The following is a 24,612-nucleotide window of genomic DNA, read 5'->3' as shown; positions in this document are numbered from 1 at the left end:
AAAGATGCTGTAAGAGCAGTAGTTTTTAAATTTAAAATGACTGAATTGTCAATATTGCTTACTAAATTGTCTTACAGCCTATCCAATTGATTATCTTTTTTGTCGGTACTTATTGTCCAAAAGAACCCTACGACAAAAAATCGATCTGCAGCGGGTTGAATAGCGCGTCGTTCAAAAGTACCGTTTGAATTGGGCGTATTGGCGTATTGATATCCATAGGTTGCAGGAGTGCCTAAGGCATTGGAAACAGAAACGTATAGAATTTTTTGTTGACTTATCAAATATGCCCAGTTCAGGTTTAATGCAGAAAATCCTTTTGTTTTTTCAGCTTGGAAATTCTTTGCATTTGGATTGTCATAAGGCCGTCCGGAAGCAAGATTTAGTGATGCACCAACCATTGATTTCCAATCTTGAATCCAATACTTACCAACTAATGAAGCAGTATGAGTAGCCGCAAAATTAGGAGTGGCACTTCTTTCAAAGTTTTTGTAATCCCTTTCTGTATTCAGATAAGAATAACTTATCCAATACTCAAAATTTTTCAGTGATTTTTTATCTTTCCAGAAAACATCAATTCCCCCGGCATACCCCTCTCCGTCATTACTATACAAGCTACTATATTCGGGTTGCGCCGTAGTGTATTTTATAAGGTTGTCATAGGTTTTGTAATATCCTTCCAATCGCAACATTCTTCCACTCTTTTGATATAGATAATTGAAAATAAAATGAGACGCTTTTTCCGGAGCTAGCTGACTTGAATATTTTAGAATATCTTGCTTAGGTGCTTGGTAAAAATCTCCGTAAGCCAAGGAAATCTGAGAAGAAGTATCGAGCTGATATGCCAGCGACGCACGTGGTGATACCTTTGTGTAGTTTAGTGAATAATTATGAACACCTCTTAAACCTAATTTCATTGCAAATTTTTTACTGAAAAAGACGTTGGCTTCAGTATATAGTGCAGTACTTGTGTTTTTAAAATCACTTGTAAAAAAAGGAAAACTGGGATCATCAACCGTTTCATCGAATTTTTCGATAAACTGTTCTACACCAGTAAACCATTGAAACCTGTTACTAAATCGCTTTTTCAACTTTAATTTCAAATGAAAACTTTGCGTCTCATTACGCACCTTGGTTTCTTCAATTCCGATTCGATTTTTATCCAAGGCAAAACTGGCTCCTGTCGTTAATTTCCAGTCCGTCCCTAAAGTACCAGTATAGGAAGTATTGCTATAAAAATTTTTGTTTTTAAGCTTAAAACGAATTCCCTCTCCAATATTTATATCCTCTTGTATAAGTTCAAAATTAGTATCACTTAGCGCACTGTATACTTTTAATAATCCATTTTTGAATTGTTGACGGTATACGGCTTCACCAGAAAAGCTTTCGGGTGCTTTTATCCAATCAACACGTTGGGAAACAATATCTTGATAAGGTTTTAGATTTAGGTAAAACGTATTGATACTTAGTGAGTTTTTCTTCCATTTTTTGGTATGTCCTATACCTGCGCCTACATTTATAAGCGATATTTCTGTCTTATCTTGATCAGGCGTATCAATTGTGTTGAGTAATAAAACACCCGATAACGCATCTCCATATTCCGAAGAAAACCCACCGGTAGAAAAATTGGTGCCTTTAAACAAGAAAGGAGAGAATCTCCCGCGGGTTGGTAAGTTACTGGCTGAAGCATTGTAGGGTTGAAAGACTTTGATGTCGTCAATATATACATTGGTCTCATCGGCGGTGCCACCACGTACAAACAAGCGACCATCTTCACCAACATTGGAGGTTCCGGGTAAGGTTTGAAAGGCTCCGATATAATCCCCCGCGGCTCCAGCTGTGGTTACAATATCCAACGGACTAAGTACGGATGCTTTGCTATTATCACCTGCAGCAAAGTTACCGGCGGTTAGTACAACGCTTTCCAGACTGTTTACATCTTCTCTTAACACAATTGTCAGCGCATTCATTTCAGAAACCTGCATAGTTTTGGTGAACGTTTCAAAGGATAAAAAAGAAGCCGTTACCGTCTGTTGTGCTGTTAGAGAAGTTGTAAAGGAAAATTCTCCATTTTCATTTGAGGAACCTCCGTCATAGGAACCTTCTATATAGATGTTTGCTCCGGCAATTGGGCTTCCTGTTTTGTCTGTAACTTTACCAGAGATAGCAGTTTGTGCAAACAGTGCATGGGCATATATACTTACAATTGAAATCAGAACTAATTTTATCATTGGATACTAGATGTTTTGGTTGAGAGCTCAAAACTCCAGTATATCAGACTTGATTCAAATAAATTGTGACCCAACTGTAAAGATCAGTAGATGAATTGCAAAATAAAAAATACGTATTACGAACGTATATTATACACGCTGTGTGGTATCCGCTTCCTTATTTTTAAAAGGTCGTACGATTAAACGTGCTGCTTTGTCGTAGTTGATGTAGTTATAGGTCCAGTTAAAAAAAGTAACCAATCGATTTCTAAAACCAACCAAAAACCACAAGTGGATGAACATCCAGACAAACCAAGCTATAAAACCTCCAAAGCGTAGTTTCCCCATGTCAACGACAGCTTTATTGCGACCCACCGTTGCCATTGCACCCTTATCAAAATAAGTAAAAGGTTCCATCGCTTTATTTTTAAAATGACGCTTTAGGTTTTTGGCCAAATGTTTGCCCTGTTGTATGGCAGGTTGTGCAACCATGGGATGCCCCTGAGGGAAGTCTTCAGTTTCCATATAGGCAATATCTCCCAAAGCATATATATTGGTATATCCTTCAATTTGATTATACCTGTTCACCTTATATCGATTCATTTTATCAATCAAAGAAGATGCCTGTATACCTTCAACAGGTGCTCCGGTTACTCCGGCAGACCAGATAAAAGTGGCACTTCGTAAACTAAGCTCTGTATTGGTAGATACAAGCTTGTTCTCATAATTAGTAACCTGTGTGTTGAGATGAATGATAACCCCCAATTCATTCAAGAATCCTTCAGCTTTTTTAGAAGCATGTTCGCTCATTGGTGGTAGCAAACGTTCTGCACCCTCAATAAGATGTATCTCCATCTCGTCAAAGTCCATATCAGGATAATCTCGGGGTAATACGTGATTTTTGAGCTCTGCGATACCGCCGGACAATTCTACGCCTGTGGGTCCGCCGCCGGCAAGAACAAAGGTCATTAACTCTTTGCGCTTCTCAGGATCTGTAGTAATCACCGCCTGTTCCAAATTTTCAAGCATTAAACTTCGTAAATTTAAGGCTTGCGGTAAGTTTTTCATACGCATAGCGTTGCGTTCAATAACCTCATTTCCAAAGAAATTAGTTCGCGTACCCGTCGCAATCACGAGATAATCATAAGAGATTGATCCTATATTCGTATGTACCTGAGTTTTATCAGGGTCAATGGATTGTACCTCGGCCATTCTAAAATAAGAGTTTTTGCCCTTTTTTATTATTTTTCTAAAAGGATATGCTATAGAATCGGGTTCTAACCCGGCAATAGAAACTTGGTACAGCAAAGGTTGAAACGTATGATAATTATGACGATCCAATACGACGATTTGTAAGTTTTCTTTTATTAGATTTCGAGCTAAGGCAACACCGGCAAATCCACCTCCGATAATAACAAGTCGGGGTAGATTAGAGAAAGGAATATTCATATACAAAAGGATATACCGTAAAGTTAAAGCGAATTTTTGATACCTCCATAGTTTTAAAGATATATTAAGATTTGTATATGGTTGAAAATTATTTTCCCAAAATAGTGCTTGTTTACAGGTGGTTACAGTTAGTTTGTAATATAGGTGTAACAAAATTAATTTTTTGTATACTTATCATGAGTAACCCAACCAAGTGAATAAAGAACTAGAACATAATTTTGTAACCCATTTGGAGCAAAATCAGAATATAGTGCACAAAGTATGTCGTATTTATACACACGATATTGAGTCACATAATGATTTGTTTCAGGAGATTACTATACAATTATGGAAAGCATTTCCAAAATTTAGAGGAGACGCGAAGTTTAGCACCTGGATGTATCGCGTGGCATTGAATACAGCTATAACTTTGTATCGTAAGTCGAAGCGTAGTATACCGACTACAGATTTTGATACGGTAGATTTTAAAATAAGTGCCGAAGAATATGATGATGAAGAGGAACAACAACTCAAATTAATGTACGCAGCTGTAAAAGAATTGAATGATATTGAAAAAGCTTTAGTTTTTCTATACCTCGAAGATAAATCGTATCGTGATATCTCAGAAACCATGGGGATAACAGAGGTCAATGCAAGAGTGAAGATGAATCGAGTGAAAACAAAATTAAAGAAAATATTAAATCCGTAACTATGGATGAATTAGAGGTATTAAAGCAACATTGGAAAAAGCAGGAGCAAGGTCTCCCAAAGCTTTCTTATGATGATATTTATAAGATGATCTTAAAACGATCTTCTTCAATGGTCAAATGGATTTTTATCATTAGTGTTCTGGAGTTTTTACTTTGGGGATCATTGGATGTGTTTTTTAGGGTGAACGGACAGTATGATGAGATCAAAACTTCCGGTATGGAGAACTATTTGACGATTTCATCGGTGGTATCCTATGGTATTTTGATTTATTTTATCATACGATTTTATTTGAATTACAAAAAAATACAGACTACAGATTCTGCAAAGGTTCTAATGCAGAATATCTTAAAAACACGTAATACGGTTAAATTATATGTTTGGATCAATCTTAGCTTTTTGGCCGTCTTGTTTTTGACAACCATGTCTTACAGTATCTTTTTTACAGATGATTTTCAGAATGGTGATACCAAAGAGGTTCCTGTTTGGCTGATCCTCGGAATTTCTGTAATTGTTATAATTGTTTTTATAGCCGTGATAGCGCTATTTTATCGGTTAGTCTATGGAATACTTACGCGAAGGTTGAAAAAGAATTATGACGAACTCGAGCAGTTACAGATGTAAAGTTGCGGAACTCAAATAGAAGGCTATTTATTTTCATTGAATGCTGAAGGCAATAGCTGCGGAATGAATTTGATTAATAAAGGTAGCAATAAGCTACCACCCGGTAATATAAAGATAGTTAACGACGGGACCGACTTACAGATATCCAGTAACTGATCTTTCACACGTTTTTTCTCTTCTTTGGATAAATCACGTACGGTGGACTGCCCCAAAAGGATCATTAAGTCCTTACTTTCAGAAATTTCTTTTACTAATCTTTTCTTATTTCTCAATATTAATACCCGAACCGTTCTCGAGGTTTGTCGATAAAAATGGTGAGCCGGATTCGAATAGTTAAAGAAGGAAATCTCCTGACGATGGTTTTGAATAAAAGTTTTTACTTTTTTGAGCGAACTATTTATTTGACTCTCAGGGATATTTAGCTCCATGCCCAAAGTTGCTAAAAAATCTAATTCACCTGGATCCAATTCATGATCGTTCCAAACGGCAAGACTGGTTAGATCAAGCAGGTAACGTTTCTCTAATGCGTCCGTATACCGTTCCAGGTGGACATTGTCAAAAGTTACATCATCTTCTGATACTTGATTGTAACGAACGGAGGAAGAAAATAATTTTATTAATAATCCGTCATATTCGTCTTTTTGACTTTTGGATTTTAAGGCCAGAAACACGGTGTTGGTAATTGATTCTTCCAGTTTTGTCGCATAGTCGATCGGATTGATATCATGAATCAAAAAATGTTCGAATGCTAACACATCTATAAATAAAAGCGCATTGGTAAGTAAGTGACTAAAGTTTTTAATAACTACCGACTCATTAGTTTGTATCCTCGCGTGTAAAATCTTTTCTAACTTCTCACTTTTGCTTGAGGTAATTAACGTGGTCCAAGGAAAAATAGATTTTTTAGTATTTAAGTGGTGGTAGAACTGTAAAAGAGCCGCTATACAATCTTCGGTGCTACCATCTTCAATAGTATCATAATACATACTAACCAGCGCAGTTAATAAATTTATCTTGGTACGCTCTTCTTCAGAATAAACGATACCGGAATCTTTAAAAACCAAAGTTTCTACCGAAGCGCCATATAAAAAACCTGACTGCAGCAACGCCTCATAAAGTACTTCCATACTTGCAAAGGATTGCCTCTCATCTCCCGTAAACTCTCGTAAAAACTTGTTAAGCCAACCTGATGTAGATGGATTCATAGATGTGTTGCTTAAGCTTAATTAAGTTTCTTTAACAAATTATTAACTCTTTTTGAAAAACCGTGATTGGTTTCTAGACGTAAATATAGCTGTAAACTTTAAAAATAATTAAAATGAACAGTATGAAAAAAACAAATTTATGGATTCTTGGCGGTCTGGTATCGTTAGGAGTTGTTTTGACAGCGGCAGATCACCTAGATGCGCCAAAGGTTGCAGGAACCACAGCAGATATTACAGACTTTTATGCATTTGAAGGCGCAACCGAATCCAATACGGTTTTTGTTGCCAATGTACAAAGTTCATTAGCACCCGCAGGAACTTCTGCCTCATTTGATGAGAATGTTCTGGTAGAAATTAATATTGACAATGATGGAGATTTAATTGAAGATTTAGTAATTCAAGCAATTCCCAGAGGTGGTAAAATGTATTTCTTCGGACCTTTTGCTCCAAGTGCTACAGGTCTTAATAGTGTAATTAAAACCGATGCGTCTTATTTAGGCGAAGTAGAAATCAGTACGTCTTCTGAAGCTAAAACTGCCACGGCAAACGGAATCTCGTATTTCGCTGGTCTTAGAGAAGATCCTTTCTTTTTTGACTTTAGTCAATATAATAAGGTAATCGCCGGAGATGCACCTAATGGATTTAATGTTCCGGGAACAGATGACTTTGATAATACAAATGTACTATCCATAGTTGTTGAAGTGCCAAACGCATTTTTAGGAGGAACTTTTGATCACCCGGCAGGCACAGGAGCCAAAGTATTTAATGCCTGGGTAGAAGCTAAAACAAAACAATAAGCAATCATTTATTTAAAAATTAAAATTATGAAATTACATACAATAAAATATTTAGCAGCATCAATAGTATTAGCAGCGGCAGTGGCTAGTTGTGGAAACGACGATGATGGTATGACTAACGAAATGGAAATGATGACCGCAGATTTTAGCGGAACTTACAGCCAGCAAGATCAAATGGGACGTCCTGGTATCAATACAGTTTTGAGTGGTTCATCAGAAACGAAAAACAGTTTTAATGTGACGATTCCTTCTGAACAAACTGCAAAATTTCAACCTTTATTTCTAAACCAGGCAGTGGCATTACACGCAGCTTTCGGTGCAGAATATCAAAATAATATTCTTGGATTGGACGCAACGACTTTGACTACAATTTTAGCTACAGATGTATTACAGGTTGCTCCGGATTTACCTACTACTTATTATGATGGAACTAATGTGTTAACCGGTAGAAACCTTACTGATGATGTGATCGACGTTTCTTTGATCTTATTATTTGGAGGAGAAACAGGAGCACGTTTTAACGGACAGGATACTAACGGTGACGGAGTTGCAGATTTACCAATATTAGTAACCGATGGTGTTAGTAATGAAGGGGAGACACCCTCTAACAGTTTCCCATACTTAGAGGCACCTCATAGTATCTAATAAAGACTCTATAAAAGTTAAGGACTGGGCATATTTCTATCAGCACGTAAGTACGATAAACCCATGATACGCCCAGTCTACTTTTTGATCACTTAATTGAGCAAATGACCAAACTTTAAACAGCTCAATATCTTACGCTATTTACCAAACAACAACAACAACATCTTCAAAAACTAAATCTAATGAATTTAAAAACCGTAACCAGCCTACTAGCACTTGGCATAAGCTTTATAGCATGTACAACGAGCGACCCAAAAGTAACAGATCCTAATGATTATACTATGTATCTGGAATCGAATGATACATCAGCCTTGAAGAATGCGCAACTGAGATTAAATTTTTGGAATGGAAAACTTGATGCAGACACGACAAGGATTATGGCAATTCACCCTGTGAGTACAGCATATTCTCAACTTTTTCAAATTACAGGAGATATAAAATACCTCAAAAATGCTGAAAAGATTCTAAGAAAAGGTGTCACTATTGCCGCTATTAAAAAAGAAGGATATTTACTTGCACTGGCTAGAAATTACATTTCGCAACACCGCTTTTTGGAAGCAGAATCCAGAGCGATTGAAGCTCTGTCTCTGGATCAAAATAAAAAAGAAACTCAGATGGTACTTTTTGATATCGCTATGGAATTAGGAAATTATCTCGAAGCCGAACAATACCTACATCAGTTTGCAGATCAAAAGGATTTCAATTTTTTAATTCGATTGGCAAAATGGAATGATTACAAAGGGAATCTCGATGCAACCATAAAATATATGGAAAAAGCCAAAGTGATCGCCGTACAGAGTAAGGATGATGAATTGATGCTTTGGACATATACTAACCTTGCAGATTATTATGGTCATGCAGGTAATCTTAAAGCGTCGTATGCACACTACCTCAAAGCCTTAGCTATTGATCCTTCAAACGCGTATGCTAAAAAAGGAATTGCCTGGATTGTATACTCTCATGAGCATAATACACAAGAGGCGGGTAGGATTATTGTATCGGTTATGCAGACACATCAATCTCCGGATTATCATTTGTTTAAAGCAGAATTAGCGGAGTTTGAAAATAAGGCAATCACTAAAGAAAGAGAAATTCAGGCATTTTTAAAGGTTGTAAAAGAAGATAGCTATGGTGATATGTATAATATTCCGGTAGCATTACTAATAGCCGAGGAACATAGCAAGTTTGATGAAGCTTTGGCTTTGGCTCAAAAAGAAGTCGCGAATCGACCGACACCACAAACCTATGATTTGTTAGCCTATATCTATCATTTAAAAGGAGATCATAAAAAAGCATTGACGATTGTAGAAGATCATATTGCTGATAAGACATTTGAACCCGAAGCACAGTTTCATATCGCTGAGGTATATAAGTCTAATAAATTAGAATACAAGGTGCTTCCAATTAAAGAAAGCTTATTAGAAAGCACCTATGAATTAGGTCCTGTACTTGCCAAACGTATTCAAAAGCTATAAAAACCCCTTATAAATCTACTATCATGAGATACCTTACTATGCTATTTTTTTTACTGAGCATCGTGGTTCAGGCTCAGGTGCGTCCGGTTCAAGGGGTGATTCTAGACGAATTTGAACTACCTGTTGCTGAAGTGTATGTATACAATACGAATTCTCAAAAACACGTGCATACCTTAGAAAACGGTAGCTTTTCATTAATTCAGAATAGTGTTGGAGATACGTTAAAACTAAGATTACTTGGATTTGAACCTGAGGATATCGTACTCAACGAGCGTATGCTATCAGGAGCTACTACATTTAAGCTAAAATCAAAAGTTTTTCAGTTAGATGAAATGGTCTTGCAACAAGAACTTAACCCTTTACAAACGATAGAAAAGTTTGACAATACCATTAACCCGGTGAATTCTTCGCAGGAATTACTACAGCGTGTTCCCGGATTATTTATAGGACAACATGCGGGCGGTGGTAAAGCCGAGCAAATATTCCTACGTGGATTTGATGTTGATCATGGAACCGATGTGCGTATTACAGTAGATGGTATGCCGGTAAACATGGTGTCTCATGCGCATGGTCAGGGTTATGCTGATTTACATTTTGTGATTCCGGAAACTATGGATCGTATGGAATTTGATAAAGGACCTTATTATGCTACGCAAGGAAACTTTAATACTGCAGGATATATCGCTTTTCAAACAACTGATCGATTTGAGCAAAACAAGATTAAGGTTGAGACAGGAGATTTTAATACACTACGTACCATTGGTTTATTTAACTGGAGTCCAAAAAATGATAATGAACAATTTATTACAGCCATAGAGTATATGGAGGGGGACGGACCGTTTGAGGCTCCCCAAAACTTTAATCGTCTTAATCTTTTTGGTAAATACAAAAAAGTCTTTGATACGCAACAATTTGAGATTTCGGCATCACATTTTAAAAGTCGATGGGACGCCTCGGGTCAAATTCCTGAACGCGCAGTAGCACAAGGAATCATTTCCAGATTTGGCGCCATAGACGCTACCGAAGGTGGCGAAACTTCGCGTAGTAACGTGAATGCAACATTCACCAAATATTTGACTGCCAATTCAACTTTTAGAACTCAGGCGTATGTTAGCAAGTATGACTTTTTATTGTTCTCTAATTTTACGTTTTTTTTAAATGACCCTGTTAATGGAGATCAAATCAAACAATACGAATCTCGTAATCTTATGGGTATTACCAGTACGTTGACAAACAACTATGTTGTTGGCGGCACAGAAATAGACGCAAAAGCAGGTTTTGGGATGCGATATGATGCCGTAGATGATATCGAATTATCTAAAACACTCAATCGTAAAACCGTATTAGCGTATGAGCAACTAGGAGCTATCGATGAGACCAATATTTTTAGCTTTTTGGAAGCTGAAATTACACGAGGAAAATTTAAAATAACACCCGGATTGCGTCTGGACTATTTCAAAAACATCTATGAAGATGAACTAGCAGTTACTTATGAATCAACTGCCAAAACTGAAACTTTGATCAGTCCAAAAGTACGTTTGGATTATGCTGCGACCTCTAATATGAATTTGTTCTTCAAGGCAGGGATAGGTTTTCATAGTAATGATACTCGTGTGGTCGTACAACAAAATGGCAGAGAAACCTTGCCCAAGGCAAGCGGAGCTGACTTAGGTCTGTATTGGAAACCTGTTCCCAAAATCTTCTTAAGTTCAGCATTATGGATACTGGATCTGGAACAAGAGTTTGTATATGTAGGGGATGAAGGTGTTGTAGAACCTAGCGGAGCAACACGACGATTGGGTGTAGATTTTAGCGCGCGATACCAAATGAACGATTGGTTGTTTCTCGATAGTGATTTTACCTATACGCATGCACGCAGCAAAGAAGCTGAAACCGGCGAAGATTATATTCCTTTAGCTCCAAAAGTCACAGTGGCGGGCGGACTCGGTGTAGATAATTTAAATAATTTTTCTGGCGGAATTCGATATCGTTATTTGGGAGATAGAGCAGCCAATGAGGACAACAGTATAGTGGCCAAAGGTTATTTTGTAACTGACGCCAATGTGAGTTATACCTTCAGCAATATTACTTTGGGTGTATCGATGGATAATGTATTTGATGTGGAGTGGAATGAAACACAATTCGCGACTACCTCAAGATTGACTAATGAGACAGCACCGGTAGAAGAAATTCACTTTACACCGGGAACCTCAAGATTTTTGAAAGCAAGTATCACATACAGTTTTTAACTGCTAAGTACATGAAGATCCATGATTTGTTTTTGGATGTTGTTTAAGGAGACGGCTTGTTAGAGGTGGTTCTCAAGCAAGCCTTCCTTTTTTTGCCCTTAGTTTTAAATCCTCTGTGCTCTTTTTGAGCCAGAGGATTTTTCAGTTCAGGGTATATTTTAGAAACAGAAGATGTAATACAAAACACTAACTTTATCACAATCGCAAGAAATGGATTGTCTGCTTAAGCTGTCTTTTTCATATTTGTGATAGATATTAAACATATGACTGAGCAGAAACATATCAATTATGAACGTATAGCAAAAGCTATCAGATATCTGGTGTCAAATTACACCGAGCAACCAGATTTGGCCGTATTAGCTAGTCAGGTGCATATGAGTCCGCATCATTTTCAACGTGTTTTTACACAATGGGCAGGTACAAGTCCGAAGAAATTCTTGCAATATATCAGCATTGAGCATGCTAAAACTATTTTACGTCAGGAACAAGCCACTGTCCTTGACACGACCTTTATGACCGGATTGTCAAGCTCAAGTAGATTACATAATTTATTTGTAAGTATTGAAGGCATGACGCCGGCCGAATATAGAAACGAAGGTAAATCTTTATCATTGTACGTTGACAGCATTTCAAGTCCGTTTGGGACACTGCTTATTGCTGCAACGCAAAAGGGCATATGTCATCTGGCATTTAAAACTGATGAGATTATACAAATTGCGGCAATTCGTAATGATTTTCCACAAGCTACAATTATAGAAGCACGCAATCAATTTCATGCGCAGGCTGAAGCTTTCTTTACAGATCAAAAAGTAACCGACAAAGTGCCTTTGCATATTAAAGGAACAAATTTTCAGTTAAAAGTTTGGGAAGCCTTACTTAAAATTCCGCAAGGACAACTCACAACCTACGGAGCGATTGCCAAAAGTATATAACAGCCCAAGGCATCCAGAGCAGTAGGCACGGCAATTGGCAGTAATCCGGTAGCTTTTCTGATTCCTTGTCACCGGGTTATACAAGCTTCAGGAGTATTGGGAGGGTATCGCTGGGGACCCACAACAAAAGCAACACTCATAGGATGGGAACATGCAAATCAAGAAAAACCAATAACTTTATAATCAATGGATATAACAAACAGCACGATACGAGATCTGGAAACAATTTTTGAACTGTATGCTATAGCAGCTGCTTATCAAAAAGCAAAAAAAACGGTAGTGGTTTGGCCGGAATTTGATCGGGATTTGGTGATTGGGGAGATTCAGGATAATCGTCAATGGAAGCTACTGATTGAAGGAGACGTTGCTTGTGTGTGGGCAACCACCTTTAGCGATGCACAAATCTGGGAAGAAAAAAATAAGGATGCCGCGGTATATATCCACCGTATTGCAACAAATCCGAAATATCGTGGACATAATTTTGTGAAGTCCATCGTAACTTGGGCTAAAGAGTATGCGAAGTAACATGACAAGCGATTTGTGCGATTGGATACATTAGGCGATAATCAAAAATTAATAGCGCACTATACCAACGCAGGGTTTGATTTTTTGGGAATGCAAGATTTAAAGGATACCAGCAGTTTACCCGATCACTATAAAACTGCACCGGTCTGTTTGTTTGAACTAGAAGTTAGTTAATTCCAAAAATTTTACATTTAAAAAAGTGTAAGACAAATGATTTATCAGTAGATATGTAACAAATTTTGAGAATTCTATACTGATAGTTAAAACCTGTAATCATGAGTAAAGTAAAAATCACTACAATCTCTTCAAAATCACTTTTTGATATAAATAGCGCGGCATTTTGGATCATTCTGACTTCATTTGCAGTTCTGGCAACACTTTTAATAGGCTATTGGGCGGGTCAGCTATATTACTATCTTACTCATTAATTTTATCATGAGTCGCTGTTAGAAATGATAGTGTGGAGGTATTATTAACGCAGAAGTCCGAATTTTAATTCGGACTTCTGTGTTTAGTTATATAAATCTGTAGAGTTATGATGCTACCACACCCAAGGTATATAATTGTTCCATAGTAGGAGATTCACTACCGCCTTCAGGCTCCAGTGTAATACCAAATGCTTCAGATTCGTTGGCATTGTTTAAGGCAAAAACCTTCGTAGCTTCTTCGTTAAAACTATCCAGTGTACCTAAACTTGTTGGCGTCAACGGATCCAACTTCAGGGACCATACCTGATAAACTTTTCCCGGGGGAGGCGTAGGTAAACCGGCAACATCAATATAGGCGGTCTGACTCTCTTTATCCCAATATACTGCAGCATACGCTTCAGGAGCTACTTGTTGTGCTTGTAATGGCACTTCGATCACATCCTTGTTACGCAGCACACTAAGAATAGTTTTGGTTTTTGTCAAGTCTTCTTCAGCCACCTGAATTTTACCTTCGAGGAGATTCTTTTCAATTTGAGATTGTACCACTTCTTGACGTAGCTCTTTGTTCTTATCAAATTGTATAAACAAACCGATAAGCAATGCTACAGATGCAGCCCAACCAATATAGGCAGGCCAGTTGGTACGTTTGCGAGTGATAGGAATCACTGCTACTTCCTTATCCTTAAAATTTAATTTTGTTTTAATTTGCTGATATACCTGATCCGGTTGATAAGGCGCTGCTGCGGTAGACAATTGAGTTAAAGAACGTTCTATTGCCTCAACTTCGGCACGTATTTCGGGATGCTGCTGCAATGTCTGTGAGACTTCCATGCTTTCTTTTTCAGAAAGAGCACCGTACACATACAATTCAAGAATTCCAGAGTCTATATAGTTTTTACTATCCATAATTATACGTCCAATATTTCTCTAAGTTTATTAATGCAGTTTCGGTTTCTGGTCTTCACTGTACCCAATGGCATATCAAGTGCCTCCGATGTTTCTTTTTGTGTAAACCCTTTAAAAAACAGATAATCAATAAGTTTTTTACAAACAGGTTCTAATACATCAATATACTTTTGGATGCCAATTGCATCGATTTTATGAGAAAAACTATTTTTCTCTTCCAGTATATCTACGAAATAATCGGCTGTTTGGTTTTGTTTTGAATTTTTAAATGCCTTAGAGCGAGTTTTATCTATCGCTGCGTTGCGGGCAATATTTAAGATCCAAGTAAAAAATCTACCTTTTTTTTCTGAATATCGAGCTGCATTGTCCCATACTTTTATAAATACATCTTGCAATACTTCTTCAGCTAAAACTTCATCTTTTAAGATGCTGTAGATAACACCAAACGTATTTTCCGAATATAACTCGTAGATACGCTGAAAAGCCTTTTCATTTTTCTGTTGTAACTGAAGAATCAGTTCTGTTGGTTGCATATAGTTCTGTTAGAATACCTCTAAGGTACTATAAAAATCATTTAAAATAAAAAAGAGCATGATTATTCATCATGCCCTCTATACTTTCATCGGTACGTGTTTATTCAATCACTGCTGCACAACTTATTCTGGTGCCTGCCGCTCCAGAAGGTTGAGAGGTAAAATCATCAGTTCCCTGATGTACAATTACAGCCTTACCTATTATATTTTTTTGATCATCGTCACAGCCAATACACCATTCGTTGGTAGCAAAAGTTATGGTACCTTCTCCTTGTGCATTCGCGTTAAAATTACCAATATCACCCTTGTGGTATCCTGATTCTGCACCCCATTTACCATGCGGCTCAGCGGTTGGATTCCAGTGACCTCCGGTGGATTTACCATCGGCAGATGAGCAATCAGCTTTCTCATGTAAGTGAATAGCATGTTGTCCCTCAGACAGTCCGGTGATTTTAGCTTCCATACTTACGATACCTTCAGCTTCAGTAAACTGTATGGTACCTTTGACATCAGTCTCACTTTTTGGTTCTAATACTACTTCAAGAATTTTTTCTTCGACTTCCTCTTCCATTTCCATATTCGTGTCGGAAGTCATATCGGTTGTCATTGTGTCGTCAACAGTCTTATCTTCTTTTTTTCCGTCCTTACAGTTTACAAGAACTATAGAAACAAGTGCCAACACTGCTAAATTAAGCGTTTTCATACTTTTTAATTTTGTTTTATTCGTTGATTAGAAGACAAGGTAATGCAGTTTTTGTAGTTAACAAAGTATTTAAGGTAGATTTAAGTGTAAATGTTAAAAGAGAGTTGCTGCTTTTTAACGAATCATAAGGGAACGCGCTCTTCAGCATGCTGAATTGTAGAGTCATCTGTTTTTGCGAACTTGTGCTGGATGATGTAGGCTATAAATGGAACTATACCGTGCGGAATTCGATAGACTGTCTCATACAAATTTTGATGTAGGCTTTGCCAGAAAAAAATAAAATCTATAGAGGCGATAATACGTGCCATGGCTGTGAGAATTCCCCAAACAACAGCGTAAAGCAAGGCATATAGTGCTGTTTTAGGTACAAAAATAAGAATAGCAATAACAAAATCCAGTATTCCTGCGATGTACAAAAGGTTTACACTCATCGTTTCATCAGTTCCTAAAATCTGTATGACCATATCCACAAAAGTCCCCGGTACCGGATAAAATCCGAATGCGTATAAGCCATGTGAGAAGAAGGTAATTGCAATACTGAGCTTCAGTAAAAGAAAGAACGTTTTCTCATTGACACTTTTGGATCGATAATAAAGAAGTATAAAGGGAAGTCCGAACTGTATGCTATGTTCAAAAAACTGTGCGGTGTGATAGAATTTCTCTTTAGTTAGCAATATTGATAGGAGTACTAAACTACAGCCTCCCAAAAAAATGATAGCCGTAAAAAGCTTCTGCTTATACTTTAAAAATGCTAAGGTAGCCATCGCAGCAGAAAGATATAAGTATCCATTGATACGTATGATAGTGGTAATTAGTGTATCGGTTTCCAAATCGGTTACATATTCTTGCCAGGAGCGATTGAATAAGCCTTCGACTATTGGTTTAAGTAAAGCTTCGTCCCAAAAGAAAGTACGATAGGGAGCGTCCCAAAATAAATGTTGATACGCTCTGCCGATAAAAATAAGAAATACCGAAAGATGCAGGAGTTGGTTGGTTCTAAAAATATTCATGCTATAAATAAAAGGTTTATTGACTGGTCTTTGATACCTTCAATGTTAAGTTTTTTAAATGTTATAGTTAACGGGTTTAAGTTTTGGTTACTAATGAATTAACTCCATTTTTAGTATGAAATAAGCAATTATTTTAGTAAAAAACTAACGGAACAGTACCAACTTAATAATGTATTCATGAAAAATTTCTACACACTCTTTTTAGTATTTTTAGTTGCTTTGCAGCTTAATGCCTCTAATGACAAGTATCGACTGACGCTACGAGGTAATCCGGCCACCTCCATTGTTATAGGATGGGATCAAACCTCGGGATCCAATCCCGTTGTATATTATGACACGGTAGATCATGGGACGAATGTCAGTAAGTATTCCTATGCTAAATCCATAGACCGTAGCGTCTATTATAAAGGTATGAACAATACCTTTGCACGATTAACGGGATTACAGCCTAACACTGCGTATTATTTTGTAATTAGCGACAGTCAGGGGGTAAGTGAACGTTTTTGGTTCAAAACCGCTCCGTCAGATAATAGTCGTTTGTCTTTTATCGCGGGAGGTGATTCTCGTAATAACCGGACTCCGCGCCGTAATGCCAACAGTTTGGTGGCAAAACTGAAACCTCATGCGGTGTTGTTTGGTGGGGATATGACCAATGGCGACAGTAATAGTGAGTGGAGGGAATGGTTTACAGATTGGCAATTAACTATCGCCGGTGATAATCGTATGTTTCCTATAGTCGCTACTCGTGGTAATCATGAGGATAGTAACAACAGTATCTATAATCTGTTTGATGTACCATCGTCGAATGTTTATTATGCTATTACTTTTGGAAAAAATTTAGTTCGTAGCTATACGCTGAATACCGAGATATCGATAGCCGGAAATCAAACTACCTGGTTAGAGAATGATCTTAATGCAAACACAGATGTGTTATGGAAGATGGCGCAATATCATAAGCCCATGCGTCCACACGTATCTGCAAAGCGTGAAGGTAATAATCAGTACAATTATTGGGCTAATCTTTTTTATACCAAAGGGGTCAAACTTGTAGTGGAGTGTGATGCACATACCGTAAAATCCACCTGGCCGATACGTCCCAGTTCAGGATCGGGTAATGATGAAGGATTTGTAAGAGACAATCAAAACGGAACTGTGTATGTCGGAGAAGGTTGTTGGGGAGCACCATTACGCTCTAATAATGATGGCAAGGCTTGGACTCGTAACTCGGCCTCCTTCAATCAATTTAAGTGGATTTTTGTAGATGAAAATACAATCGAAACACGTACGATAAAGGTTGATAATGCTGCTCAAGTTGGCGAAGTTTCTAATGCCAATGTATTTGCAGTACCTGCTAACCTTGATATTTGGAATCCTTCTAACGGCAGTGTGATAACCATAAACAGAAATGGAGCCGTAGATCCTGATCCGGATTCGGGAACGATCACTGTACCCATTGTAAGTGGAGCAGATGATGTTGAAGAGGATAAAAATGGGGCGTTATACACCAACAGTTCTGACTTAGAATTGGTGTATGATAGCAGTAACAATTCAAGTTATCAAACCATAGGATTACGTTTTCAATCGGTACGCCTTCCTAAAAATGCAACCATAACCAGTGCGTATTTACAATTTACTGCGGATGAGAGTAACAGCGCAACGACTGAACTACAAATAGCGCTTGAAAATAGCAGCAATTCTGCAGCGTTTTCATCAGCAAACAATGTATCGGATCGTTCGGTATTTAGCAATCGTGTAGTATGGAGACCTGCTGCATGGACGAGGGGACAACGGGGTAGTGCGCAACGATCGCCGGATTTGAAAGGGATGGTACAAAACCTGGTAAACAGTAGCGGATGGGTGTCATCAAACAGTGCCAGCTTCGTGATTACAGGTACAGGTGTGAGTAGTACGAGTACATCGGCAAAACGCGTAGCAGATTCTTATGAAGGAGGTGCAAGCAAAGCAGCCACCTTGATCGTAAGTTATACAACGACTTCTAATCCTCCGAATGATATCTGTGCTGGGATAAACGAGTGGCGTAGCGGAGTTTCTTATCAAACCGGCGATAAAGTCACATATCAAGGTAATTTATTTGAGCGAACCCCTTCTGATTGGAAGTTTTTGGGAGCTTGTACTACCACAAGAATTGCAACTGCTACACGCAGCGAAATAGCGTATCCTGAAATTCAACTGGAAGTTGCAGAAGATAAGGCGGTAGCTATCTATCCGAATCCATTCTCGGGAGACCTGCAAATCGATGTACCAACTCAAGAGGGGAGCGTAGCTATTGAAATCTATCGCGTAGGAGGTACGTTGGTGTATGCATATCAACATAAAGCCGGCAGAATTACCTTGCCATTGCAAAGACTTGATAAAGGAATCTATTTTATTACGGTTCGTAATGAAGTAGGGAAGACGCTTCAGGTCAAAAAGCTACTCAAAAATTAGAGACTGTAAGAATCCTACTAGTTTTTGAAATACAAAAGAACCGCCGAAAGGCGGTTCTTTTATTTATAGTAAGTTCGATTGATACTATTTACACAATCTCAGTAATGACCTGTGTTTCGGTATGTAAGGTTTTGTGTACCGGACATTTATTAGCAATTTGTAAAATGCGGGCGATTTGTTTATCATCCAGCGCACCCTCTAACTTGATATCACGATAAAATGTGTCAATTTTAGCCTCCGGATCTTCAGAATGGTCACTGTCAATTTTGTGTGTTTTCTTATAATTGGTATGTACTTCGACACGATCTAAAGGCCAACCTTTTCTGGCAACATACATCTTTATGGTCATTGCGGTACAGGCCGCTAATCCGGCTGATACAAGTTCGTATGGATTCGGACCAAAATCCGTTCCGCCAACGGCGATAGGTTCATCGGCAATCATATGATGATTCCCAACTTTCATTTGCGTTACAAAACTATTGATGTCATCCAGACTGGCCACTACTTCGTGGGTGGTAGATAGTTTGGTTTGCTCAGGCATCGGTACATAACGCGAGGCCCAGGTAGCGATCACATCACCTGCATATAAAGAATCCTCTTTTTTCATTAATAAGTGATCGGCACCGTCAAGCGAAACAAAGCTTTTAGGATGGTACGCAGCGACATAAATTTCTTCAGCATTTTGAATCCCAACTAAGCTATCCTGTGGTGAATGCATGACGAGTAAGGATTTACCAAAATTTTTGACCACATCGGGCAGAGATTTGGTTTCCAGATCCTCCAGAAATTGCTTTTTGATAGTAAAATCTCTTCCGCTGAGGTTGACCACGGCCTTTCCGTTTTTTTGTATTTCTTCCAATTCACTTTTTAGCAAATGTTGCACATGAATAGGATTAGAGGGCGCACCAATGGTAGCCACTGCTTGTACAGAAGGTAATTGAGATGCTGCAAAGATAACTGCTGCTCCGCCCAACGAATGTCCGACAAGCAGGGTAGGTGCCTTATGATGTTCTCTAAGATACTCAGCTGCAGCGATCAAATCCTCGACATTTCCTGAAAAGTTAGTGTCTTCAAATTCTCCTTCACTTTCTCCCAAGCCTGTAAAATCAAAACGTAACACTCCGAAACCTTTCGCTACGAGCGCACGGCTGATGTTACGTACGGCGCTTAGGTTTTTGGTACAGGTAAAGCAATGCGCAAATACTGCAAAATTATGCGGATGCTGATCTGCCGGAAGTTCTAATTTACCGGACAAGGTTTGTCCGTCTACATTGGTAAAGGTAATTTTGGAAATACTCATAAAGAATTCGTTTGTATAAAAGTCGAACTTTTGGCATAGACTAACAGCATAGCGCGGTTAAAAATCTGTTAAACCTAAAAAGACCTGCTCAGGAGCGAGGCTTCTGAGCAGGTCTTAGGTTTGTAGAGTAGTTAGTGGGCTTACTTACCCATCATAAGCAATTCGCTACATACCACCTCGGTAATATAGCGTTTAGCCCCTGCGGTATCCTCATAGCTACGTGTGGTAAGTTTGCCTTCGATGGCCAGTTCCTGACCTTTGTTTACGTAATTCTCGATCACCTCGGCAGTTTTACCCCAGGCAACGATTTGATGCCATTGTGTATCGGTAACTTTGTCCCCCTCTTTGTTGTAATAATAATCATTGGTTGCCAGTGAGAATTTTGCTAGCTTTTTACCACTGTCCAAGGTGATGATTTCCGGATCCTGACCTAAATTACCGATTAACTGAACTTTGTTTTTAAGTGTACTCATGATATAAAAATTTAAATTAATTAAAGTATTTATTATGGCTTTAAAAGCACTGGGACAAAAGTAGGATGGGGGTGGAGTAGGAGGTGGTTATCAAGTATTTGCTTTCGTTTATATTCGGTTACAGTCGTTTGTTGTCGGTTTGAACAGCTGTAAACACTGGGATATGTAAAAAGCGACGGAATTATTATTTTTTTGTATATCTGCTATTTGTCCTAAAAGGGTTTCTATTTATATAATGTGCTCAACATCTCCCTAAGTCTCTCTTCAAAGAGAGACTTTATGCTCCTTCCCTTTGAAGGGAAGGCTGGGCTGGGATGTAAAACCTATGTTTCAAAAGGATTCCAAACGTTTATTTCACACACTGGGCGTTTTACCGATACATTATTATTTTTTATGATTTTGAAGATAAAACGGATAGCATGTCTAAAAATGTATGATTTATATCGAAGGGAAACCCGATAAACAGTCGACATAGTATGTGGAGAGTCATAACATCGATTTTTTTGCAAACCCTTGCTATCACTGCTTGGAAAGTTGCCGCACTTGTCAGGAGCGTTTCCCGATGGTGGGAAAAGGTGCCGCACTTGTCAGGAAGGTTTCCCGGAGGTGGGAAACGTTGCCGCCCGTGTCCTGAAGGTTTCCCGGAGGTTGGAAAGCGTGCCGCACTTGTCCTGAAGGTTTCCGGGAGGTGGGAAAAGGGTGAATTTAGAATACTGAATATAAAATATCGAACACTGAAGTTAGCATGTTGAAGTTTAAAACATTAAATAGTAAACGCTAAATGTAAAAGTATTTGGCCCGCATTAACTTTAGTGCGAGATAAAAACGTCCTATAAAAACTTTAGCGTAAAAAATGAAGTGAAGGGAGTGGCTACAGGAAATTCGTATAAAACGAGAAGTATATGCCATTCTTAAAGTAACAGTAGCAATTATTGAGGTTAAATCAGTTAGCCTGTTTAATTTCATGTAACGTACTGAACGTTATTTTTAGCGAAAGTTTTTTAAGACTAGACTTTTCCCGCCCGCCTAAACGATTTATCGCGTAGTAACCTAAAATATGCGTTCGGGCGGGTTGATTCTTTTTTGGGTGATGCAAAAAAGAATATATAGTAGTTGAATATTGAATATAAAATATTGAATACTGAAGTTAGCCTGTTGAAGTTTAAACATACTATTACAAGCTAGCAACTATTACATTCTGTTTCCTGTCATCATGATTCCTGGCTCCTATCGAACTAGTGGTTTATAATCCTATCTATATAAAAAATCTTCTATGTAAAATAAAATCTGTAGTTTAGTACATTAAAACCCACTACCAACTCCACTTTGTATCCTTAGGGTAGTGATCGCAAAAGAGAAATATAGTTACCAAAGGTGATTATATAACAGTGTTACCTGCAAGCTGAAAACAATGTACAGTTATCAAATAAAATTTATAGCATTAGACGATACTATTGGATTTGAATTAAAATCGCCTAATAAAGACGAAGTTGAAGAATTTGTTTATGACATTATTTCAATATTTGCGACAGTTGATGAAAATGATCGACCATTAGTTATCTCATTACAAAACAACTCACCTGAAAGTATAACTAAAATAAGCGATTTCGTATCAAAATACAACAGAAAGTTACCGCAAGTAAATGCTTTGAAGGCTTTCTTCAACAAACTAGGAGATGAAGAATCTTTCTTTTTTCTTCCGAATATTAAAATGGAGCTTGCAGAAAGCATTAAATTAAGAGACTATCTGCGAGCCATAAAAGAAGGGCTAGATTTTGAAGAACTAAATAGTCAGACGACAGAACTATTTGGAGATTTAATGGGAAATTATAATTTGGGAGGAGTTGGAGATAAAAGAGTAGAAATAGGAGAAAAAAACAAACCTCAAAGAATTTGCAGGTTTTGTTATAGAAAAAGTGATTCAACAACATTTGACAGCAAAGCTCACGCAATATCAGAAGCACTTGGAAACAAAACAATTGTACTATATGAAGAATGTGATGAGTGTAATAAGAGGTTTAGTGAAACAATTGAACCTGATATAGTTCAATACTTATCCCTTTTTAGAACAATATATGATGTAAAAGGAAAAAATAGAGGAAAAGGAAAAGGCGGTTCTAAAAAATTTAAAGGAAAAAATTTTGATTTAAAGAATAATGGAAATGTTGAATTTTCATTTCAAAGTGAAGATGATAGACCTATTGAAGATGATGAAAATTATAGTCTAAAATTAGAAGCAGAGCAACCAATTATATCTCAAAACATATACAAAGCTTTGTGCAAATATTATCTCTCAATAATCGACAAAAAGTATTTGAATCATTTCGAAAAAACCATTGATTGGATAAATGGTAAAATAGAAATTGATAGATTACCAAAAATTGCAGAAATGACTTCTTATCATTCTTTTGCACTACAACCCAAATTAACTTACTTTTTACGAAAAACGGAAGACAAAGAGATTCCATTTGCTGTCGGAGAATTCTATTTCACGTGTAAAGTATTTGCTTTTATAATTCCGTTATGTGACCAAGACAACAATAATTTTTTGGAAGAAAACGAATACAAAAGATTTTGGAGAACGTTCCGTCACTTCGATAAAACTAAAGGTTGGGTATTTAACGACTTTTCGAATAATAATAAACGAGATTTTACTATAAATTTAAATTTTGAACTAAAAGGAAAAAAAGCCAGCAGGTAACAATGGTAACCGTTGCACAAGCCCTCAAGAAAGATAAAATCGGTATAATATTTTGGGTCTAAGCGCTAGTTTTATAAAACAAAATACTAATAACTACTGCAATACAAATTGCTCTAAACGCTTTATTTCAGGCCTTAAAAAACATTCAAATCGAAAAATATGGGCTAAATGCACTCCCGCTTTACTTATTGAGTCTTTCTTGATGAATTTTAAGTACTTCTTCAAATTATACGCTATAGCGGATAGATGCATTACTTTATTAGCCTGTTTTAGACCTATAGTATTGATTTTTCGTAAGCCCATAAATTGTGTGAGTGTCCCAAATGGATTAAACTGTGCTTTGTCGTTTGCCTTTATAGTTGGTGGGTAATATAGAACAGCGCTCCTTTCCCTAGACAGGGAAAGGTGGCCAAGCAACGCGCGGTCGGAAAGGGTGTGTTTTGAATAATAGTGTAGTAATAAATCGTAAATCAGGAACCAAGACTTGAATTTAATTGTCATGTATCTTGCTGGCGTCATGATTCCTGTCTCCCTTTTATAAACTTTTGCCTTGTGCCTAACATTAGCTTTATTTAAATAAAATCTGTAGTTTAGTGACAGTTAAAACCAAATCCTCACCCCACTTGGTAACTTTTAGTTGCTTTTTGATATAGATATTAGAGAAATATAGTTGCCAAAGGTGATTATTTAACAGTTTTAGGTGCAATGAAAATGATTTAAATTGAAAAAGACCAAAAGCGGAAAATATATAAAATGGACCCCTATTTTTGATATAAAAAATAGTGGATATTATGCTGGAGTTGATAAATATGGAAATTGGTTTGCTGATACAGCCGAAGGACTAAAATCTCTTGAGGAGGGTGGAATACTCGGAATTCTACCTATTCTTGAGATGAATCGAACCGATTTTGGAAATTATTTAAATGAAAAGATAGATGAGTCTGAATTGAACTCAGATTTCCAAATCGCTGAACTGGAAATAGAAGTAATTAAAGTAAGTTTTGGCATTTCAACTCATTGGGCTGAATTAGGAATTGAATGGTTGAACGAGAATGAAATTAATCCTGAATTAAAAAAAGGACTGAACTGGTTAATAGAAAATGAAAAATATAGTCAAAAATTCAGACACAAAGCCTTCGCAAAAATTAAACGATTCGGAGAAATAAATAAAGGAACCTAACATTATATATGTGATCATAGCAGCAAAGTGATCAATCGAATGGTTATTGTATTTTTGGTAAAGCGCAATGCCTGCACAAAATAAAAGTTAGCAACCAATGCGCAATAAAAATCGAAAAGCACGGTAACAATTTGC

General features: G+C 37.4%; 19 protein-coding genes and 2 pseudogenes. 12 read left to right on the top strand and 9 right to left on the bottom strand.

Going from position 1 to position 24,612, the window contains the following annotated elements:
- Positions 1 to 71: 71 nt before the first annotated feature.
- Positions 72 to 2,228 (bottom strand): TonB-dependent receptor, encoded by a 2,157-nt coding sequence (locus ACJRPK_RS13505; protein ID WP_407140685.1) that lies wholly within the window; start codon positions 2,226 to 2,228, stop codon positions 72 to 74.
- A gap of 129 nt (positions 2,229 to 2,357) precedes the next feature.
- Positions 2,358 to 3,656: an NAD(P)/FAD-dependent oxidoreductase gene (locus tag ACJRPK_RS13500; protein WP_407140684.1), complete on the bottom strand. Its 1,299-nt coding sequence runs from the start codon at positions 3,654 to 3,656 to the stop codon at positions 2,358 to 2,360.
- Between the two features lie 193 nt (positions 3,657 to 3,849).
- On the opposite strand from ACJRPK_RS13500, the gene ACJRPK_RS13495 reads away from it, so the two are divergent.
- Together ACJRPK_RS13495 and ACJRPK_RS13490 are read left to right on the top strand one after the other, a co-directional pair.
- A complete protein-coding gene (locus ACJRPK_RS13495) occupies positions 3,850 to 4,344 on the top strand; it encodes an RNA polymerase sigma factor (RefSeq protein WP_148782809.1) in 495 nt (164 codons plus the stop codon).
- A gap of 2 nt (positions 4,345 to 4,346) precedes the next feature.
- The gene (locus tag ACJRPK_RS13490; RefSeq protein WP_407140682.1) at positions 4,347 to 4,967 is read left to right on the top strand and encodes a hypothetical protein; all 621 of its coding nucleotides are present in this window, start codon (positions 4,347 to 4,349) and stop codon (positions 4,965 to 4,967) included.
- A 23-nt stretch (positions 4,968 to 4,990) separates the two neighbouring features.
- Here the strand turns inward: ACJRPK_RS13490 and ACJRPK_RS13485 are convergent, their stop codons facing one another.
- Positions 4,991 to 6,172 (bottom strand): LETM1-related biofilm-associated protein, encoded by a 1,182-nt coding sequence (locus ACJRPK_RS13485; RefSeq protein ID WP_407140681.1) that lies wholly within the window; start codon positions 6,170 to 6,172, stop codon positions 4,991 to 4,993.
- Positions 6,173 to 6,294: 122 nt separating this feature from the next.
- Between ACJRPK_RS13485 and ACJRPK_RS13480 the strand changes: the two are divergent.
- From ACJRPK_RS13480 to ACJRPK_RS13450, 7 genes and pseudogenes are all read left to right on the top strand, one after another.
- Positions 6,295 to 7,614 (top strand): annotated as a pseudogene (locus ACJRPK_RS13480) (DUF4331 family protein).
- 182 nt (positions 7,615 to 7,796) lie between these two features.
- The gene (locus tag ACJRPK_RS13475; protein WP_407140679.1) at positions 7,797 to 9,089 is read left to right on the top strand and encodes a tetratricopeptide repeat protein; all 1,293 of its coding nucleotides are present in this window, start codon (positions 7,797 to 7,799) and stop codon (positions 9,087 to 9,089) included.
- A gap of 23 nt (positions 9,090 to 9,112) precedes the next feature.
- Entirely contained in the window at positions 9,113 to 11,338 is a 2,226-nt protein-coding gene (locus ACJRPK_RS13470; protein ID WP_407140677.1) for a TonB-dependent receptor, read from the top strand.
- Positions 11,339 to 11,601: 263 nt separating this feature from the next.
- Positions 11,602 to 12,453: pseudogene (locus tag ACJRPK_RS13465) on the top strand (methylated-DNA--[protein]-cysteine S-methyltransferase).
- A 3-nt stretch (positions 12,454 to 12,456) separates the two neighbouring features.
- Positions 12,457 to 12,795 carry a hypothetical protein gene (locus tag ACJRPK_RS13460; protein WP_407140675.1) on the top strand — a complete coding sequence of 113 codons (339 nt, stop codon included), beginning with the start codon at positions 12,457 to 12,459 and terminating at the stop codon, positions 12,793 to 12,795.
- A 21-nt stretch (positions 12,796 to 12,816) separates the two neighbouring features.
- Positions 12,817 to 12,969 (top strand): hypothetical protein, encoded by a 153-nt coding sequence (locus tag ACJRPK_RS13455; RefSeq protein ID WP_407140674.1) that lies wholly within the window; start codon positions 12,817 to 12,819, stop codon positions 12,967 to 12,969.
- A gap of 101 nt (positions 12,970 to 13,070) precedes the next feature.
- On the top strand, positions 13,071 to 13,223 hold the full coding sequence (locus tag ACJRPK_RS13450; protein WP_407140673.1) for a hypothetical protein: 153 nt from the start codon (positions 13,071 to 13,073) through the stop codon (positions 13,221 to 13,223).
- Positions 13,224 to 13,328: 105 nt separating this feature from the next.
- Here the strand turns inward: ACJRPK_RS13450 and ACJRPK_RS13445 are convergent, their stop codons facing one another.
- The 4 genes from ACJRPK_RS13445 to ACJRPK_RS13430 all read right to left on the bottom strand — a co-directional run bounded on the left by ACJRPK_RS13445 (position 13,329) and on the right by ACJRPK_RS13430 (position 16,375).
- Complete coding sequence (locus ACJRPK_RS13445; protein ID WP_407140671.1) at positions 13,329 to 14,129, bottom strand: anti-sigma factor domain-containing protein; 801 nt, start codon at positions 14,127 to 14,129, stop codon at positions 13,329 to 13,331.
- A gap of 2 nt (positions 14,130 to 14,131) precedes the next feature.
- A complete protein-coding gene (locus ACJRPK_RS13440; protein WP_407140670.1) occupies positions 14,132 to 14,662 on the bottom strand; it encodes an RNA polymerase sigma factor in 531 nt (176 codons plus the stop codon).
- Positions 14,663 to 14,762: 100 nt separating this feature from the next.
- Entirely contained in the window at positions 14,763 to 15,365 is a 603-nt protein-coding gene (locus tag ACJRPK_RS13435; RefSeq protein ID WP_407140668.1) for a superoxide dismutase family protein, read from the bottom strand.
- Positions 15,366 to 15,487: 122 nt separating this feature from the next.
- Positions 15,488 to 16,375, bottom strand: a complete 888-nt coding sequence (locus ACJRPK_RS13430; RefSeq protein WP_407140667.1) for a hypothetical protein — start codon at positions 16,373 to 16,375, stop codon at positions 15,488 to 15,490.
- Between the two features lie 177 nt (positions 16,376 to 16,552).
- On the opposite strand from ACJRPK_RS13430, the gene ACJRPK_RS13425 reads away from it, so the two are divergent.
- On the top strand, positions 16,553 to 18,823 hold the full coding sequence (locus tag ACJRPK_RS13425) for a fibronectin type III domain-containing protein (RefSeq protein ID WP_407140665.1): 2,271 nt from the start codon (positions 16,553 to 16,555) through the stop codon (positions 18,821 to 18,823).
- Between the two features lie 88 nt (positions 18,824 to 18,911).
- Here ACJRPK_RS13425 and ACJRPK_RS13420 read toward each other — a convergent pair whose 3' ends face one another.
- Both ACJRPK_RS13420 and ACJRPK_RS13415 read right to left on the bottom strand, forming a co-directional pair.
- Positions 18,912 to 20,123: an alpha/beta fold hydrolase gene (locus ACJRPK_RS13420; protein ID WP_407140663.1), complete on the bottom strand. Its 1,212-nt coding sequence runs from the start codon at positions 20,121 to 20,123 to the stop codon at positions 18,912 to 18,914.
- Between the two features lie 140 nt (positions 20,124 to 20,263).
- The gene (locus tag ACJRPK_RS13415) at positions 20,264 to 20,596 is read right to left on the bottom strand and encodes a single-stranded DNA-binding protein (protein ID WP_407140661.1); all 333 of its coding nucleotides are present in this window, start codon (positions 20,594 to 20,596) and stop codon (positions 20,264 to 20,266) included.
- Between the two features lie 1,411 nt (positions 20,597 to 22,007).
- On the opposite strand from ACJRPK_RS13415, the gene ACJRPK_RS13410 reads away from it, so the two are divergent.
- Both ACJRPK_RS13410 and ACJRPK_RS13405 read left to right on the top strand, forming a co-directional pair.
- Positions 22,008 to 23,297: an HNH endonuclease gene (locus ACJRPK_RS13410; RefSeq protein WP_407140659.1), complete on the top strand. Its 1,290-nt coding sequence runs from the start codon at positions 22,008 to 22,010 to the stop codon at positions 23,295 to 23,297.
- A 721-nt stretch (positions 23,298 to 24,018) separates the two neighbouring features.
- Positions 24,019 to 24,477 carry a hypothetical protein gene (locus ACJRPK_RS13405; protein ID WP_407140658.1) on the top strand — a complete coding sequence of 153 codons (459 nt, stop codon included), beginning with the start codon at positions 24,019 to 24,021 and terminating at the stop codon, positions 24,475 to 24,477.
- Positions 24,478 to 24,612: the final 135 nt, after the last annotated feature.

Source organism: Aquimarina sp. 2-A2 (genome assembly GCF_045505135.1).
GTDB classification, from domain to species: Bacteria; Bacteroidota; Bacteroidia; order Flavobacteriales; family Flavobacteriaceae; genus Aquimarina; species Aquimarina intermedia.
The sequence above is the reverse complement of the archived record's forward strand: the minus strand, read 5'-3'. Positions and strand labels throughout refer to the sequence as shown.

What these genes read in the sequence shown, in the direction of transcription:
- ACJRPK_RS13505 (WP_407140685.1), bottom strand. Translation starts at nt 2,228, where the DNA reads ATGATAAAATTAGTTCTGATTTCAATTGTAAGTATATATGCCCATGCA.
- ACJRPK_RS13500 (WP_407140684.1), bottom strand. Translation starts at nt 3,656, where the DNA reads ATGAATATTCCTTTCTCTAATCTACCCCGACTTGTTATTATCGGAGGT.
- ACJRPK_RS13490 (WP_407140682.1), top strand. Translation starts at nt 4,347, where the DNA reads ATGGATGAATTAGAGGTATTAAAGCAACATTGGAAAAAGCAGGAGCAA.
- ACJRPK_RS13485 (WP_407140681.1), bottom strand. Translation starts at nt 6,172, where the DNA reads ATGAATCCATCTACATCAGGTTGGCTTAACAAGTTTTTACGAGAGTTT.
- ACJRPK_RS13475 (WP_407140679.1), top strand. Translation starts at nt 7,797, where the DNA reads ATGAATTTAAAAACCGTAACCAGCCTACTAGCACTTGGCATAAGCTTT.
- ACJRPK_RS13470 (WP_407140677.1), top strand. Translation starts at nt 9,113, where the DNA reads ATGAGATACCTTACTATGCTATTTTTTTTACTGAGCATCGTGGTTCAG.
- ACJRPK_RS13460 (WP_407140675.1), top strand. Translation starts at nt 12,457, where the DNA reads ATGGATATAACAAACAGCACGATACGAGATCTGGAAACAATTTTTGAA.
- ACJRPK_RS13450 (WP_407140673.1), top strand. Translation starts at nt 13,071, where the DNA reads ATGAGTAAAGTAAAAATCACTACAATCTCTTCAAAATCACTTTTTGAT.
- ACJRPK_RS13445 (WP_407140671.1), bottom strand. Translation starts at nt 14,129, where the DNA reads ATGGATAGTAAAAACTATATAGACTCTGGAATTCTTGAATTGTATGTG.
- ACJRPK_RS13440 (WP_407140670.1), bottom strand. Translation starts at nt 14,662, where the DNA reads ATGCAACCAACAGAACTGATTCTTCAGTTACAACAGAAAAATGAAAAG.
- ACJRPK_RS13435 (WP_407140668.1), bottom strand. Translation starts at nt 15,365, where the DNA reads ATGAAAACGCTTAATTTAGCAGTGTTGGCACTTGTTTCTATAGTTCTT.
- ACJRPK_RS13430 (WP_407140667.1), bottom strand. Translation starts at nt 16,375, where the DNA reads ATGAATATTTTTAGAACCAACCAACTCCTGCATCTTTCGGTATTTCTT.
- ACJRPK_RS13425 (WP_407140665.1), top strand. Translation starts at nt 16,553, where the DNA reads ATGAAAAATTTCTACACACTCTTTTTAGTATTTTTAGTTGCTTTGCAG.
- ACJRPK_RS13420 (WP_407140663.1), bottom strand. Translation starts at nt 20,123, where the DNA reads ATGAGTATTTCCAAAATTACCTTTACCAATGTAGACGGACAAACCTTG.
- ACJRPK_RS13415 (WP_407140661.1), bottom strand. Translation starts at nt 20,596, where the DNA reads ATGAGTACACTTAAAAACAAAGTTCAGTTAATCGGTAATTTAGGTCAG.
- ACJRPK_RS13410 (WP_407140659.1), top strand. Translation starts at nt 22,008, where the DNA reads ATGTACAGTTATCAAATAAAATTTATAGCATTAGACGATACTATTGGA.